This is a genomic window from Pedobacter cryotolerans, from assembly GCF_005116475.1.
Taxonomy (GTDB): domain Bacteria; phylum Bacteroidota; class Bacteroidia; order Sphingobacteriales; family Sphingobacteriaceae; genus Pedobacter; species Pedobacter cryotolerans.
This window is the reverse complement of the sequence record NZ_SWBO01000004.1, coordinates 367,102-382,840: the sequence shown is the minus strand read 5'-3', so window position 1 is coordinate 382,840 and position 15,739 is coordinate 367,102. Positions and strand designations below refer to the sequence as shown.

Genomic DNA, 15,739 nt, shown 5'->3' with positions numbered 1-15,739 from the left:
CTATTTGGTTTTGTTGTTTGTTTATTCATTTTAAACATCCAACTCTAATGCCAAATTATTCAAATCCATTCCACCAAAATCACCAGAACTCATCATTAACAAGTTAGTATGATCAAAATTTAAACCTTTTAAATAGCTTAATAAAGCAGTTGCTTCATTAAAAAATAAGATCCTTTCATCACCAAAAGATGTTTGAACATCAAGCTTACTTAAGGGATCCATTTTTTTGTGCTGAAACGTTTTGTCGTCTATGTAAACTATTGCCAAATCGGCATCATCCATCGTGTTTTTATACCCTGCTAAAAATGCCTTATTCAGGCTACTAAAAGTATGTAATTCAATGCAGGCAACTAATTTTCGATCGGCAAACTGAGCCTTAACTGCCTCAATTGTAGCCTTTAATTTAGATGGAGAGTGTGCAAAATCTTTATAAACATTGGTGCTTGCCCTTGCACTTAAAAGTTCTAAACGTTTAGCTGCACCAGTAAATGTAGAGATCGCTTCCATAAAATCATCCTCACCTATTTCCAGCTGTTCGCATACCAATTTTGCAGCATTTAGGTTCATTAAATTATGGTCTCCAAAAACTTTTAAAGGTAGCTTTTGTGGCAAAAGATATGTTACACCATCTTTTACTTCATTACTCGGAATTGAGTATGGAATCCGTACTATGTTTGCTTTAGAGTTAACAACAATTTTTCTTAATTCTAAATCATTTTCACAATAGATTAATTTTCCTTGGGGAATTATCGTCTCAATAAAAATTTTAAACTGAGAAATATATTCCTCAAATGTTGGAAATACATTGATATGATCCCAAGCTATTCCACTAATTACGCCGATGTTAGCTTTATACAAATGAAATTTAGGCCTCCTATCAATTGGCGAAGCTAAATACTCATCACCTTCAATAATAATTATAGGTGCGGTATCGGTTATTTTAACCATGGTATCAAAGCCTGTAAGCTGAGCCCCAACTAAATAATCAAAATCTTTATTGAAATGATTCAATACATGCAAAATCATGGATGTAATTGTGGTTTTACCATGGCTGCCCCCAATTACTACCCTAACCTTATCTTTAGCTTGCTCGTAAATATATTCAGGATAAGAATAGATTTTTAATCCCAATTCTTGCGCTTTCAACAATTCGGGATTATCTAAGCGAGCATGCATTCCTAAAATAACCGCATCAATAGCCGAAGTAATATTTTCGGCAAACCAACCAAAAGTAGCAGGTAACAATCCGTGCTTTGCTAATCTTGATATCGATGGTTCAAAAATTACATCATCAGAACCTGTTACTTTAAATCCTTTTTTATGTAAAGCAATCGCTAAGTTATGCATAGCGCTTCCGCCAATGGCGATAAAATGTACCCTCATAGTTTAAATAACCGATAAATTAGCTAATAGTTAATTTAGAGAAATAAATTGAGCAGCTACCCAATCTCCTATTTTTTTATGATCAACGTAATTAAGATTAAACTTTAAACAATGTTGCTTAATCATCTCCAAGTCTGGATCTTCATAAAAACCACTAAATAAAATAATTCCATTGTTCTTTAAAACCGCAGCATAAGTCTCAATCTGATCTAACAATATATTTCTATTGATATTTGCCAAAATTACATCAAATTCTTCTTTAGGAATGGTTTCTTTACTTCCGCAGAGCGATGTTAAATTGTCAATTTCATTTAAGGCAGCATTTTCTATAGCACTCAAATAACAAATATCATCATTATCTATAGCTACAATTTGCTTTGCCCCTCTTTTGCTAGTCAGTATACCCAAAATACCTGTACCTGCTCCCATATCTAATACCAGCTTATCTTTAACATCTGTTTCCAAAATGTAAAGCATCATCATGGTGGTAGTTTGATGATGACCCGTACCAAAAGCCATCTTGGGATCTATAACAATTTCATATTTATATTGTGGCTGATGCTCGTGAAAAGTTGCTCGCACGTAGCAATCTTCATTAATAATTAGTGGACTAAAATTCTTTTCCCACTCCTCATTCCAGTTCTCTGGCTCTATATGATGGATGGTATAACTGTATTTAAAATCATCGCTAAACGTTTTTAATAGATCGTCTAATTTAGTTTGTACAAATTCTGCAGCTACTATAAAGGCTGCTACACCATCCTCCGTATCTTCAAAAGTATCAAAACCAATATCCGCTAATTCGGCAACTAAAAGATCTTGTTGGTATTCTTCTATATCACTTAAACTTAAAGCAACTTTTAAATATTTCATTAAACTAATTAAATTATAGGTTTGCCTGAGCATAATCTCTCAACTATGCTCAAGACAGTTACATGCTAAGAATTAAATGCTTTAACAATATCAACAAAATCACGAGATTTTAATGAAGCACCACCAATTAAACCACCATCAATATCATTTTGAGCAAATAATTCGGCTGCATTTTTTGGATTGCAACTTCCACCATATAAAATAGTGGTATCATCAGCAATGTTTACACCGTATTTCGCTTCAACTTTTGCTCTAATAAAAGCATGTATATCTTGTGCTTGCTCTGGCGAAGCTGTTAAACCTGTGCCAATTGCCCAAACTGGCTCATAAGCTAAAACAACTTTAGCAAAATCTTCGGCATTTAAAGTAAAAACACCATTTTCTAACTGTTTTTCTAATACCTGGTAATAGCTCCCATTGTTTCTTTCGTCTAATGTTTCGCCGATGCAAAAAAGTGGGGTTAAATTATTTTGCAAAGCGATTACAGTTTTAGCTGCCAAAAGTTCGTCTGTTTCTGCAAAATATTGTCTACGCTCTGAGTGACCGATAATCACATATTCGCATCCAGTGGATTTTACCATTTTAGCAGAAATCTCTCCTGTAAAAGCTCCACTTTCATTTTGGTGACAGTTTTGAGCACCTATTTTTACTACACCAGCACCCAACTGCGTTAAGCTATTGATATGAATATAAGGGGCACAAATCACTGCAATTTGATCGCCTTTTTTCTCATCTCTAACCATGTTAACAATTTCAGAAAATAACGAAATTCCTTCGCTAAAATCCATATTCATTTTCCAGTTACCAGCTACAATTTTTTTTCTCATATCATCTTATTTGTCATCCTGAGTATCACGAAGGATCTCTGAGATGAATATTTGTAATTATTTATATTTCAATTGCAATATGCAATAAACTTATTAAGCTTATTTTTTATTGACGAACTTATAATGAAACTCTTAAAAACTTTAGTTATTGGGATCCTTCGCTGCACTCTGGACGACAAAACAACTTTAAAAATGTCTATATTCTTTAGTTCTTTCAAAAATTTCTGTTAAGATTTTAATTTCAATTTCATCCAAAACCATGTTTCTACGTTCTAGAACCAACTTTGCAGTGGCTAGCATTTTATTTAAACTATAAACTTCAAAACCATGTGCGCCACCCCATGCAAAATCTGGTATAAAATTTCTTGGAAAACCAGAACTAAAAATGTTAGCGCTTACCCCAGCAACCGTACCGGTATTAAACATCGTATTGATGGCACATTTGGCATGATCTGCCATAATTAATCCACAAAACTGTAATCCCGTTTTACGGAAACTTTGTTGTGCATAATCCCACAACCTAACCTCGGCATAATTATTTTTTAGGTTAGAGTTATTGCTATCGGCGCCAATATTACACCATTGCCCCATTACCGCGTTACCTAAATACCCATCATGCCCTTTAGATGAGTAGCCCCAAATTACCGCATTATTTATTTCGCCACCTACCCTACTGTATGGCCCTATTGTAGTTTGCCCATAAATTTTTGCACCCATTTTTACTTGAGAATTATTACACAAAGCAAATGAGCCACGAATATGAGTTCCTTCCCAAACTTGTGCATTTTTACCTAAATAAATTGGCCCTGCTGTACTGTTAAAGGTACTGCATTCTGCACTTGCTCCTTCTTCCGCAAAAAACTGGTCGCCAATAAAAGTATTGGTGTTACTAAGCGTAGCTGATGTTTTCCCTTTGGTTAATAAAGCAAAATCTAAAACTAATTCGTTATGGTTATTTTTAAAAATATCTTCAGGAAATTGAATATAGGTTAAATCTCCTATAAACTCAATTGCTTTGAATTTACTTAGCGCTTCATCGCAACTAATGATCTCCTCAGCTATTTTATAGGCAATAACCAATTCTGCTTTGATTAAAACTTCAGCTTCTTTTAAATCAGCAATAGCTGCTAACAATTCTTTATTCGGACAAACCCCACCATTGATATACAGCGGTGCAGTTAGTGCGGGATATTTAATTTGTAAATAATCTTGTGTTAGAAAGCCAAATTCGGCATTTAAATATTTAGCCCATTTTTCGGCAATGGTTAAAATACCAATTCTCAAATCGGCAACTGGCCTGGTAAAGGTTAATGGTCTGAGCGTTTGCCAAGACTTATCATCAAATAAATTGATCGTCATAAGCTACAAAAATAAAAAAAGTCCTGAGCTTATGACTCAGGACTTCAAAAAATATGGTGTTTTCGCTAAATTATTTCTTAGCGTAACGAGTTTTAAATTTATCGATACGACCAGCTGTATCTACTAACTTCATTTTACCAGTATAAAAAGGGTGAGAAGTATGAGAAATCTCTAATTTATATAAAGGATAATCATTACCATCTTCCCATTTAATAGTTTCTTTAGTCTCTACGCATGATTTAGTTAAAAATGCATATTCGTTAGACATATCTTTAAATACTACAAATCTGTAGTTTGATGGGTGCAAATCTTGTTTCATTTGAATATTATTTTAAGTTATTTATGTGAAACTATCAATGACTTGATTGCGTTTTGCGGGCAACAAAGCTGATGACAATCTCTATTTGTCTTTTTTAACCTCTATTTAAGAGGTTGCAAATATCACGATTTTATTTTTGAAAAACAAACTCAAATAAGATTTTTTTAAAACATAGGAATTTGACCAGAAATTTTATCTGTATCAAAAGCAACACGAGCTTCGCCTTGTTTAATAAACCTCGTTCCACCTTTAGAATTATCAATATTTATAATTCCCATTCTTATATCTTTTAACTCTGTTCCTTCTCTAGACCCTGATATTACAATTGCAAAAACTGCCGAGTTTGTACCAGCAAATGATTTCACTTTACCGTAAATTGTAAATTGATTTCCACTACCTGATATTGCTGTAACAATGCTAGTATCTGCCTCATTAAGTAAATTTTTGCCAATTAATTTAATATTGTTATCTTGATCTTGATCAAAAAACTTAACCCTACCGTCGAGAAACTTTAAATTTGGCACATCTTGAGATCTATTGCTTTTAAACAAAACGAAAGGTGTAAAAATAAATGCCTCATTATTAAATTTGGGAGGATTAACATCCTGATTAATTACCAATCCTAATTTTGTTAAGGTATCCTGAAATTCTTTAGGTATGATATCTGCAATTTTCTTTTGTAAAACTTCCTGTTTTGCAAGTTCATCAACTTTTTCTTTATCTTTTTTACAAGCGAATAAAGTAGTTGCAATTACCAATACGAGTAAACTTTGTTTAAATGTTTTCATTTTTTTTAGTTTTAAATTATTAATTTGATCATCAATTTCTTTTGCAACAAAGTCTCGGAAATACCTCAACCAGGTGCATTTATAACTTTTATATATTAATGGGGGTATTTAATTGTATGGCCACGTACGGTTTAATTTGAAATGGGCAATACTATACGTTAGAAATCTATAGTGTACAACTAAGTATCTATTTAGCAATTACTTCAATCTTCCAATTTACTATAATATGAGAAGCGTTTTTATTCCCACCTTCATAAAAATTGAGCTTAAACTGGTCTGAATTTCCTAGCTTAATAAACTTGCTCTCGCCAGGTTGCATCGTTTCTATCTGATTAGCATAATCTGCCAAATTGATAATTAATGGCGATCCATTACATTCTTCACAAACATATCCTCTATCTGCAAATACTTCTTTATCTTTCAAATTGCCTCTAAGAGAAATTTTCGTTTTTCTTAAATCTTCATTCGAAACGTTTGTAACAATGGTTTTGATGGCGTTGATATTAGTGGGAATATCTTTATAAGCTTTTGTTACGCCATCTTCGTTGCCTAATGCTTTAACATCATAACTTTCGCCATTCTTTTTCCACATGTTTGGGAAACTTGCATTTTTGCCAGGTGCTTGTACACTTGCAGAAAGTGATCCAAATAAATCTTCATCATTATCAGTATCTTCAACTTTTTTAGCGCTTAAATTTTGCAATACCAATTTCACATCGTATTTCCTATCGGCCGAAACAACACCACAATTGGTTGTTGCATAATTAACATTGGAATTAATCCAAGCTGGCGAATGATCTGCTGCAAAATTTAGGGTGTAACCTATTGGTGCGCCAATATTTTGCGCATTGAATTTTACTACAATTTTAGAATTTAAATTCCTTAACACTTCATCAATAGTTGTACCCATATTTATTGCTTGCCCGCCATACTGAAATGTTTTTATCTCTGTTTTACTTGAGGTTAAGATATTGGTTACTTCGCTAGTAGATAAATTAGAGGTGCCAACAGTAACAGCCCCTCCAACTGGCAAACCAACTCCTGTTACACCCAAACTTGTTTCAGTAGAAACCTTATTCATTACGGCATTATATAAAGCCTCTTTTGTAAATTCTGAAGTAAGCACCACATAAAACATTTGCCCATAAGAAACACTACTCACATAAACCAAATCTTGTTCTAATTGGGTTTTATCAATATCATTAAAAACATCAAACTGAGGTCCTTGCTGAGCGGTCATACTTGCTACATAAAAAACCTGTCTGAAACGTAGAATTACCGTATTTTTTTTACTTTCTGTTGATGTGGTTGTTGTACTTGTATTAGATACAGAAACTTTGTTAGCTAAATCTACAGTTACTGGAATTTTAGGAATTGGTACATTTAATTTAAATCCAACATCTACACTACCTGCTGTACCTAAAATAGAATTCATTTGCTCGTTAGACTCTACTAAAATTACCTCGGTTACTACATCTGCTGGTGTAACTCCGTTGATGTATTTACTTAGAATGTTTTTTGTAGCACCAGAAACAGTACCATAGCCAAAATTAGAAATAACTACCGGAGGATTATCTCCAATAGCTGCATCAAAAATATTCATTGTTAAATCCATAGGGTTTCTATTCATGAATTTTGTATAAGGTATAGGCGACTGCGTTTTAATGGTATTAAATTGATAAATTGCCCCAGGAAAAATGGCATTGCTAAAATTCGGTGAAGGAAAGAATAAACCAACTTCTTGCTGAGAATTGCGGTAATTAATAGGCAAAAAATTACAATCTGCATTTATTAATCTTTCAGGAAAAACCTTCTTTTCTTCAGCTAAATATTTGGCAAAGTTTGAAACGTCAACTACATCCTTATTAGAAGATTGAATAGGGATAGTAAATTGTTTTTGTGGTTTAAACTGCAAAGCCTTTTGCTTTGAAAGTGTTTTAAAGCTCGCATATTTTGTGTTTTTTTTTAACACAATTGGCAAATTAGGCCTTACTTGCGCTAAGGCAAAATTAGAAACTGTTAATGCTATAATTAATAGCCAAATTTTTGTTCTCATAACTTTTAGGTTTAATTGTTTTAGTATTGTAAAACTGAGGATAATACACTCCACTTTGTAGCCCTTGATAATGGGATTTTTACACTTAAAAACTACCTGAATTAGGGTATTTGTAAGCTGAAATTTTATTTTTACTTTGCCTAGATAAATTACACTATATGAAGAGTTTATCTCCCTTTTTGAAGTCTACTTTACCAATCATTATTTCAACTCTATTTGCAGTTAACCTAGCATTTAGTCAAACGCTAAATACAGATAGCTTAAAAAATTTAATTAAAACTGCTAAAGATGATACCACTAGAGCTATTCAGATGCGAAAACTGGCTTCTTATCAAATTTTACACGATAACAAAGCAGATGATGGATTAGCACTTTTAAACAACACAGAAATTTTAGCCAAAAAGATTGGTTTTGCTAGAGGAATTTGTGAGGTATTGCTTACCAGAGGTAATTATCATTTTCGCAGAAGTGAGTGGGGAAAAGCCATTGAATGTTTTAGCGAAATAAATGAACATGCTGATAAAATACCAGATTACACTATAAAAAATCGTTCAAAAATGATTGCATTAAACAATCTAGCTGGCATTTATAGTAAAAATGGCGATAAAACCACAGCACTCAATTACTATTTAAAAGCTAGGGTTATTTTAGAGAAATTAAAACCTGACGCGACATCGTTGTGCACTATTTACATCAATATTGCTACTCACTATAGCGCTCTAAATCAAATTAAAAAGACAAATGAATACCTCAACCTATGTTATCCTTTATTAAATAAGGCAAAACCATATTTAAAACACCTTTATTGGTCTGAGAAAGTAGGTTTAGCAGACAATATGAAAAATGGCAAAATGTATAAGTCTTATATGGACTCTTTAAAGAAAAACCTAAAAACTAACGAGCTCAGTGATTTTGAAAAAGATAATTACCGAATGGCACTGTACGAAATGGAAGGTAAATACAACCAAACGTACTTAAAGAACATACCTAAAGCCATCAGCATTTACAAAAACAAATTAGCTTTAGCTCAAAAGATTGAAGATGTAGCAGAAATAAGTTATACCAATAACAAATTAGGTGAAATCTATTACAACCTAAACGATTATAACCTTGCTACCGATTACCTTAAAAAAGCAAATGAGGGTGCTAAAAAAGATGCCATCCAAGAGATTGTACTTTCATCTTCAAAATTATTAAGTGAGATTTATTACAAACAAAACAAAAGTGATAGCGCATATCGCTCCCTATCTTCTTCTTTCGCCATAAGAGACAGTCTTAACACCGAAAAAAACTTAGCCCAATTGAACTTTTTAGAGAATGGATATCAAACCGAAAAGAAAGAAAAAACAATTGCGCAACTTAAACTACTGAATATTGAAAAAGAACTTGCAGCCAATCAGCGGAATAAATTACTGCTAATTGTAATTATCTCAAGTATTGCTTTGCTAATTATATTGGTGTTATTGTACAGATCTAGTAGACAAAAACAAATCATTGCTGATAAGGATAGCGTCTTAAAAGGAGAGCAAATTAAATTTTTAGAACGCCAACAACAAGTAGTTTCCTTACAATCTATGGTAAACGGACAAGAAACAGAACGCAATCGAATTGCCCAAGATTTACATGATGGTTTAGGTGGTCTTTTCTCGACCATTAAAATGCAATTAAGCACCCTTAAACACGAAGAAAAATATTTAGAAAGTAACGAATTGTTTCAGAAAAGCTACAAATTGGTAGACATGGCTTCGGTTGAAGTAAGAAGAATTGCGCACAACATGATGCCCGAAGTATTGATAAAAATTGGTTTAGTACCAGCTATACAAGAGTTGTGCAATAGCGTAAATGCGGGTAAATTGTTAAATGTTTCTGTACAAGCTTACGGAATGGACGAAAGATTAAATGCATCAACAGAAATGATGTTGTTTAGAATAATTCAAGAATTATTAAATAACATTATTAAACATGCCAATGCAACTGTTGTAATCATTCAATTTAATAGAGAAGCCGAAAGGTTAAGTGTAACCGTAGAAGACAACGGCAGAGGCTTTGATTTGAAAGAAAACAATACCACCGCAGGTTTGCAATCTGTTAAAAATCGGGTAGATTATCTACAAGGCAAATTATCGATAGATTCTGAACATGAAGTGGGTACCACAGTTTTGATGGATTTTCTGATAAATAATCAGTAATTTAACAGCATTAAAATAAAATAATGCTCATCTCTTTCTAATTGTTTAAATGATTACAATCTTAATTATAGATGACCACCCGCTTGTTGGAGATGGAATATCAACTATGTTAAACGGCGAAAGCTATTTAAAAATTTTAGGAATTTGTAAAACGGCTAAAGAGGCGTTGGCTTTTTTAAAAACTAACCAGCCAGAAATTATCTTATTAGACATTAATTTGCCAGATATGAATGGCTTGGCCTTGTGCGAACGCATTCGTGAAAACAATAACAGCAGTAAAATTATCGGCCTTACTTCTACCAACGAGGCAGGCATTATCGTACAATTTTTATCAAAAGGTGCCAATGGTTATTTGCTAAAAAATATGGAACGCGACGAATTACTTTTAGCCATTAGGGAGGTAATGAACGATAAAATATTTTTAAGCAAAGCTGCAAATCAGAAACTATTAGAGCAATACAACACCGTAAACCAGGCTTTAAAAAGTGTACCGATTTTAACCCGTAGAGAAAAGGAAATCCTCGGTTTATTATACGAAGGCTTTAACGGACCTCAAATTGCTGAAAAATTATTCATTAGCCACTTTACGGTAGAAACACACCGCAAGAACTTGATGCAAAAAATGAATGCCAATACTACACAGTTATTGCTTAAAAAAGCGAAGGGTTTTAATTTGGTTTGATAGGTTGGTAGACCTACAACCTTATACTTCTTAATCAGTTTGCGGATATTGAGCAAAAAAAATGCCCCCGTTTAAAGTCGAGGGCTACTTAATGTTTTCACAACGGAATAATCCTTATTGTGATTTGCTTTCAATTTCAAATATAGAACTTCTTTTTATATCCGCATTACGGGAATCCGTAATTTTTAAAATATTTTTTTGATTAGCTTTAAAAATCTATTGATTAACGTATGAAAAAAATATTAGGACTTGATTTGGGGACGACATCTATAGGCTTTGCGCAAGTAAATGAAAGCGAAGATTTTCAAAGCTCAACAATTGAGAGAATTGGTGTACGTGTAAATCCACTTACTACAGATGAACAAACCAATTTCGAGAAAGGTAAACCAATAACAGTTAACGCAGATAGGACCTTAAAACGAGGAGCCAGACGAACCTTAGACCGTTATCAATTAAGGCGCTCGAACCTAATAGATGCTTTAGCAAAAGCTAATGTCATAACAAAGGATACTGTTTTGGCAGAAGATGGCAAAAACACTACCCATTCTACTTTCGCCCTACGGGCAAAATCAGCAACAGAAAAGGTAGAGAAAAATGAATTTGCAAGAATATTGTTAGCTATTAATAAAAAACGAGGTTACAAAAGCAGCAGAAAAGCCAACAACGAAGATGAAGGTCAAGCAATTGATGGAATGGCAACTGCAAAAAGGCTATATGATGAAAACCTAACACCTGGTCAATTAGCTTATCAATTATTAAAGAATGGCAAGAAACATCTGCCTGATTTTTACCGTTCTGATTTGCAAGCAGAATTTGAAAAAGTTTGGGATTTTCAAAAACAATTTTATCCTGAAATTTTAACCGAGGGATTTAAAAAAGAGCTAAATGGAAAAGGGCAAAGAGTTACATCTTCTCTTTTTTGGCTAAAACACCAATTTAATACAGCAGAAAATAAAGAAAAAACTAGAGAAGCTAAAAAACTAAAAGCATACGAATGGCGAGCAGATGCAATAAACAAACAATTAGAGAAAGAAGAAGTTGGTTATGTAATTACAGAGATAAACAGCAACTTAAATAATTCGAGTGGTTATCTTGGTGCAATTAGCGATAGAAGCAAGGAGCTGTACTTCAATAAACAAACAGTTGGCGAGTACTTATATAGTCAAATTCTAAAAAATTCGCATACAAGATTAAAAAATCAAGTTTTTTATCGCCAAGATTATTTAGATGAATTTGAAAAAATTTGGGAAACACAAGCAAAGTTTCATACTGAATTAACCGAAGAGCTCAAAAAAGAAATTCGTGATATCATTATTTTTTATCAACGAAAACTAAAATCGCAAAAGGGATTAGTAAGTTTTTGCGAATTTGAAAGTAGAGAAATAGAAATTGATAGAAATAGTCAAAAAGTAAAAAAAACAATTGGTTTAAAATCAGCACCAAAATCTTCTCCCCTATTTCAAGAATTTAAAATTTGGCAAGTTTTAAGTAATGTACTAATTAGAAAAAAAGGTAGTAAAAAACGCATTGTAAACCAAACAGACAGAGAAGAAGAGCTATTCCTTTTAGATTTAGAAACAAAACAAATTTTATTTAACGAACTAAATATAAAAGGAAATTTAACATCAAAAAAAATTATAGAATTATTAGGATATGATGTAAAAGACTGGGAAATTAATTATTCTGCTTTAGAAGGAAACAGGACGAATAAAGTGTTATATAATTCTTATTTAAAGATTTTAGATTTAGAGGGTTATGACACAAAAGATTTATTAAAAGTAAAATCAAACAAGGATGAAGTAGAACTCGATGACATTGAAATATCAGCCATAGAAATTAAAGATATGGTTAAAAGTATTTTTGAAACATTAGAAATAAGAACAGAAATTTTAGATTTTGATGCTGAATTAGATGGAAAAGCTTTTGAGCAACAACTTTCTTATCAATTATGGCATTTGTTACTTTCTTATGAGGGGGATAATTCGGCAAGCGGTAACGAGAAACTGTACGAATTGTTAAATCAAAAGTTTGGTTTCAAAAAGGAGCATAGTCAAATTTTAGCTAATATTGCTTTACAAGATGATTATGGCAGTTTAAGCGCCAAAGCAATGCGCAAGATTTATCCACACATTAAAGAGTTGCATTTTGACAAAGCTTGCGATTTAGCAGGATATAAACACTCGGCTTCATCATTAACAAAAGAAGAAATTGCTAACCGACCTTTAAAAGATAAATTAGATTTATTGAAGAAAAATAGTTTGCGTAACCCTGTGGTTGAGAAAATTTTGAACCAAGTTGTAAATGTTGTAAATACTTTAATTGAAAGCAATAGCAAAAAAGATGCAGATGGGAATATTATAGAATATTTCAAATTTGATGAAGTAAGAATTGAATTGGCTCGCGATTTAAAGAAAAATGCAAAGGAACGAGCAGAATTGACAACAAATATTAACGCATCAAAAATTGTACACGAAAAAATATTTAAATTCCTACAAACAGAATTTGGCATAAAAAATCCAACAAGAAATGACATTATTCGTTACAAACTGTATGAGGAGTTAAAAAACAACGGTTACAAAGATTTATATACAAATACTTACATCGCAAGAGAAATTTTATTTAGTAAACAAGTAGATATAGAACACATTATACCTCAATCTAAAGTTTTTGATGATAGTTTTTCTAATAAAACTATTGTTTTTAGAAAAGATAATTTAGATAAAGGCAATAAAACAGCATACGATTATATTGACAGCAAATTTGGCAAAGAAAAACTTACAGATTTTGAGCAAAGGATAGAGTTTCTTTTTGAGCTAGGAAAGAAAAACAAAGAAGAAGGAATATCAAAAGCAAAATATCAAAAACTCCTTAAAAAAGAAGCTGATATTGGTGATGGTTTTATAGAACGAGATTTAAGAGATACGCAATACATTGCAAAAAAAGCAAGAAATATGCTCTACGAAATTTTCAGAGTGGTTACCCCAACAACTGGAAGTATAACAGATAGATTACGTGAAGATTGGGGCTTAATTAACATTATGCAAGAACTTAATTTTGATAAATTTAAGCAATTAGGTTTAACAGAAATGGTAGAGAAAAAAGATGGTAGCTTTAAAGAGCGTATTGTAGATTGGAGTAAGAGAAATGATCATCGGCACCATGCTATGGATGCCTTAACCATTGCATTTACCAAACATAGTCACATTCAATACCTCAACTTTTTAAATGCTCGAAAAAATGAGAGCCACAAAGAGCACAATGCTATTATTGGTATAGAAGAAAAAGAAACTATAATTGTTATTGATGATTTAGGCAATAAAAAAAGAAGGTTCAAGTTACCGCTACCCAATTTTAGAGAAGAAGCCAAAAAACAGTTAGAAAACGTATTGGTATCGCACAAGGCAAAAAACAAAGTAGTTACCAAAAATAAGAATAAAACAAAATCGGCCAAGGGCGAAAAAACTAAGATAGAGCTTACGCCCAGAGGCCAATTGCACAAAGAAACAGTATATGGTAAGTATCAATTTTATGTTGGTAAAGAAGAAAAAGTAAGCGCAAAATTTGATGAACAAACTATAAAAAAAGTTGCAAACCCACAATATAAAAAGCTTTTATTTCAGCGTTTGGCAGATAACGGAAATGATGTCAAAAAAGCTTTTACGGGCAAAAATGTTTTATCTAAAAATCCGATTTATTTGGATGAAGCCAAAACAGAAACACTTCCAGAAGCTGTTAAATTAATTTGGCTAGAAGATGATTTTTCGATAAGAAAAGACATTAACCCAGAAAATTTTAAAGATATTAAAGTAATTGATAAAATTTTAGATGAAGGTGTAAAACGAATTTTAAAAGAACGATTAGCAAAACACAATAATAATCCGAAGGAAGCATTTTCTGATTTGGGTAAAAACCCAATTTGGTTGAATGAGGAAAAAGGAATTTCAATTAAAAAAGTTAAAATAAGTGGAATTAACAATGCAGAACCTTTGCACTACAAAAAAGACCATCTGGGCATTAAGATTTTAGATGAAAATGATAAACCCATTCCTGTAGATTTTGTAAGTACAGGCAATAATCATCACGTAGCAATTTACAAAGATGAAAAAGGTAATCTACAAGAAAGAGTAGTTTCACTTTTCGAAGCTATAGAAAGAGTAAACCAAGGCTTGCCAATTATTGATAAATCCTATAATTCATATTTAGGATGGGGATTTTTATTTACAATGAAACAAAATGAATATTTTGTATTCCCTAATGAAAAAACTGGTTTTAATCCTAAAGAAATAGATTTACTAGACCCTAAGAATAATAAGATAATTAGCCCAAATTTGTTTAGGACGCAGAAGATTGCTACAAAAAATTACATGTTTAGACATCATCTTGAAACGACAGTAGAAGAAAAAAAGCAATTATTTGGTGTGACTTATAAACCTATTTGGACTACAAATCCTTTAAAAGACATTGTCAAAGTCCGCATTAATCACATTGGACAAGTCGTAAAAATAGGAGAATACTAGCTACAGAAATTATGAAAAAGTATAATAAAAATACTGAAGAGATTAAAGAATTAAATGACTCTTCAGTATCCTATCAAACCAAGAACAGAATCAGATTTTACAACTCTTTTGAAGAAGAAGCCGAAGATAATTATAAACATTTAGCATCGTTAAATGCTGAACAGCACTTAATAAATGCCAAAAACTTAATTGAAAGAGTTTTTAGTAATTACCTAAAAGATAACAAACGAAGCAATAGAATAAACTTTAGCTAAAATGGATATTTTATTAGAGGATCATAAGCAGCTTTTACTTTCGCTTTTAGCCAACAAAGTTGATTTTATACTTATTGGTGGTTATGCAGTAATACATTATGGGTACGAGCGTACTACTTCAGATATGGACATTTGGCTAATGCCTGATAACAATAATAAGGAAAGACTGATAAAAGCTCTCAATGAATTTGGAATAATTGAAGAGGATTTGAAAATATTAAATACTATTGATTTCAGCGAAGTATTTGTTTTTAGTATTGGCGAACAACCAAATAAAATAGACTTTCTTACTAAAGTACAAGGCCTAAATTATGAAACTGCTAATGCCAAAAAAATATTTTTTCCTTTAAAGGACAAAAAAGTACCGATTATTCAATATCATCATTTACTTCAAATTAAAATGATTGCCGGAAGAACCCAGGATAAAGCGGATGTTGAAATTCTTCAAAAAATTAACCAGTTTAGAGAGAACAAATGGTAAACAAATAATTT

The 15,739-nt window shown here is 32.1% G+C and carries 12 protein-coding genes; 5 read left to right on the top strand and 7 right to left on the bottom strand.

The genetic code is table 11. From position 1 onward, the window contains the following. Positions 1 to 30 precede the first annotated feature (30 nt). The 7 genes from FA045_RS09560 to FA045_RS09530 form a co-directional block, all read right to left on the bottom strand. Positions 31 to 1,383: a UDP-N-acetylmuramate--L-alanine ligase gene (locus FA045_RS09560; protein ID WP_136876839.1), complete on the bottom strand. Its 1,353-nt coding sequence runs from the start codon at positions 1,381 to 1,383 to the stop codon at positions 31 to 33. Between the two features lie 30 nt (positions 1,384 to 1,413). Next, the gene (gene prmA / locus FA045_RS09555; protein WP_136876838.1) at positions 1,414 to 2,256 is read right to left on the bottom strand and encodes a 50S ribosomal protein L11 methyltransferase; all 843 of its coding nucleotides are present in this window, start codon (positions 2,254 to 2,256) and stop codon (positions 1,414 to 1,416) included. A gap of 65 nt (positions 2,257 to 2,321) precedes the next feature. Then, the gene (gene tpiA, locus FA045_RS09550) at positions 2,322 to 3,083 is read right to left on the bottom strand and encodes a triose-phosphate isomerase (RefSeq protein ID WP_136876837.1); all 762 of its coding nucleotides are present in this window, start codon (positions 3,081 to 3,083) and stop codon (positions 2,322 to 2,324) included. A 186-nt stretch (positions 3,084 to 3,269) separates the two neighbouring features. Next, positions 3,270 to 4,442 carry a putative sugar nucleotidyl transferase gene (locus FA045_RS09545; RefSeq protein WP_136876836.1) on the bottom strand — a complete coding sequence of 391 codons (1,173 nt, stop codon included), beginning with the start codon at positions 4,440 to 4,442 and terminating at the stop codon, positions 3,270 to 3,272. A 70-nt stretch (positions 4,443 to 4,512) separates the two neighbouring features. After that, positions 4,513 to 4,761: a type B 50S ribosomal protein L31 gene (locus FA045_RS09540; RefSeq protein WP_136876835.1), complete on the bottom strand. Its 249-nt coding sequence runs from the start codon at positions 4,759 to 4,761 to the stop codon at positions 4,513 to 4,515. A 164-nt stretch (positions 4,762 to 4,925) separates the two neighbouring features. Next, positions 4,926 to 5,549 carry a hypothetical protein gene (locus tag FA045_RS09535; RefSeq protein WP_136876834.1) on the bottom strand — a complete coding sequence of 208 codons (624 nt, stop codon included), beginning with the start codon at positions 5,547 to 5,549 and terminating at the stop codon, positions 4,926 to 4,928. A gap of 187 nt (positions 5,550 to 5,736) precedes the next feature. After that, entirely contained in the window at positions 5,737 to 7,605 is a 1,869-nt protein-coding gene (locus tag FA045_RS09530; protein ID WP_136876833.1) for a thiol-activated cytolysin family protein, read from the bottom strand. Between the two features lie 158 nt (positions 7,606 to 7,763). On the opposite strand from FA045_RS09530, the gene FA045_RS09525 reads away from it, so the two are divergent. The 5 genes from FA045_RS09525 to FA045_RS09505 all read left to right on the top strand — a co-directional run bounded on the left by FA045_RS09525 (position 7,764) and on the right by FA045_RS09505 (position 15,728). Beyond that, positions 7,764 to 9,794 carry a tetratricopeptide repeat-containing sensor histidine kinase gene (locus FA045_RS09525; protein WP_136876832.1) on the top strand — a complete coding sequence of 677 codons (2,031 nt, stop codon included), beginning with the start codon at positions 7,764 to 7,766 and terminating at the stop codon, positions 9,792 to 9,794. A 49-nt stretch (positions 9,795 to 9,843) separates the two neighbouring features. Then, the gene (locus FA045_RS09520) at positions 9,844 to 10,476 is read left to right on the top strand and encodes a response regulator (RefSeq protein ID WP_136876831.1); all 633 of its coding nucleotides are present in this window, start codon (positions 9,844 to 9,846) and stop codon (positions 10,474 to 10,476) included. Between the two features lie 230 nt (positions 10,477 to 10,706). Beyond that, the gene (gene cas9, locus FA045_RS09515) at positions 10,707 to 14,993 is read left to right on the top strand and encodes a type II CRISPR RNA-guided endonuclease Cas9 (RefSeq protein ID WP_136876830.1); all 4,287 of its coding nucleotides are present in this window, start codon (positions 10,707 to 10,709) and stop codon (positions 14,991 to 14,993) included. A gap of 11 nt (positions 14,994 to 15,004) precedes the next feature. Further along, positions 15,005 to 15,247 (top strand): hypothetical protein, encoded by a 243-nt coding sequence (locus FA045_RS09510; protein ID WP_136876829.1) that lies wholly within the window; start codon positions 15,005 to 15,007, stop codon positions 15,245 to 15,247. Between the two features lies 1 nt (position 15,248). Continuing rightward, complete coding sequence (locus tag FA045_RS09505) at positions 15,249 to 15,728, top strand: hypothetical protein (protein ID WP_136876828.1); 480 nt, start codon at positions 15,249 to 15,251, stop codon at positions 15,726 to 15,728. Positions 15,729 to 15,739 lie beyond the last annotated feature (11 nt).

What these genes read in the sequence shown, in the direction of transcription:
- tpiA (WP_136876837.1), bottom strand. Translation starts at nt 3,083, where the DNA reads ATGAGAAAAAAAATTGTAGCTGGTAACTGGAAAATGAATATGGATTTT.
- FA045_RS09505 (WP_136876828.1), top strand. Translation starts at nt 15,249, where the DNA reads ATGGATATTTTATTAGAGGATCATAAGCAGCTTTTACTTTCGCTTTTA.
- prmA (WP_136876838.1), bottom strand. Translation starts at nt 2,256, where the DNA reads ATGAAATATTTAAAAGTTGCTTTAAGTTTAAGTGATATAGAAGAATAC.
- FA045_RS09540 (WP_136876835.1), bottom strand. Translation starts at nt 4,761, where the DNA reads ATGAAACAAGATTTGCACCCATCAAACTACAGATTTGTAGTATTTAAA.
- FA045_RS09520 (WP_136876831.1), top strand. Translation starts at nt 9,844, where the DNA reads ATGATTACAATCTTAATTATAGATGACCACCCGCTTGTTGGAGATGGA.
- cas9 (WP_136876830.1), top strand. Translation starts at nt 10,707, where the DNA reads ATGAAAAAAATATTAGGACTTGATTTGGGGACGACATCTATAGGCTTT.
- FA045_RS09530 (WP_136876833.1), bottom strand. Translation starts at nt 7,605, where the DNA reads ATGAGAACAAAAATTTGGCTATTAATTATAGCATTAACAGTTTCTAAT.
- FA045_RS09545 (WP_136876836.1), bottom strand. Translation starts at nt 4,442, where the DNA reads ATGACGATCAATTTATTTGATGATAAGTCTTGGCAAACGCTCAGACCA.
- FA045_RS09525 (WP_136876832.1), top strand. Translation starts at nt 7,764, where the DNA reads ATGAAGAGTTTATCTCCCTTTTTGAAGTCTACTTTACCAATCATTATT.
- FA045_RS09535 (WP_136876834.1), bottom strand. Translation starts at nt 5,549, where the DNA reads ATGAAAACATTTAAACAAAGTTTACTCGTATTGGTAATTGCAACTACT.
- FA045_RS09510 (WP_136876829.1), top strand. Translation starts at nt 15,005, where the DNA reads ATGAAAAAGTATAATAAAAATACTGAAGAGATTAAAGAATTAAATGAC.
- FA045_RS09560 (WP_136876839.1), bottom strand. Translation starts at nt 1,383, where the DNA reads ATGAGGGTACATTTTATCGCCATTGGCGGAAGCGCTATGCATAACTTA.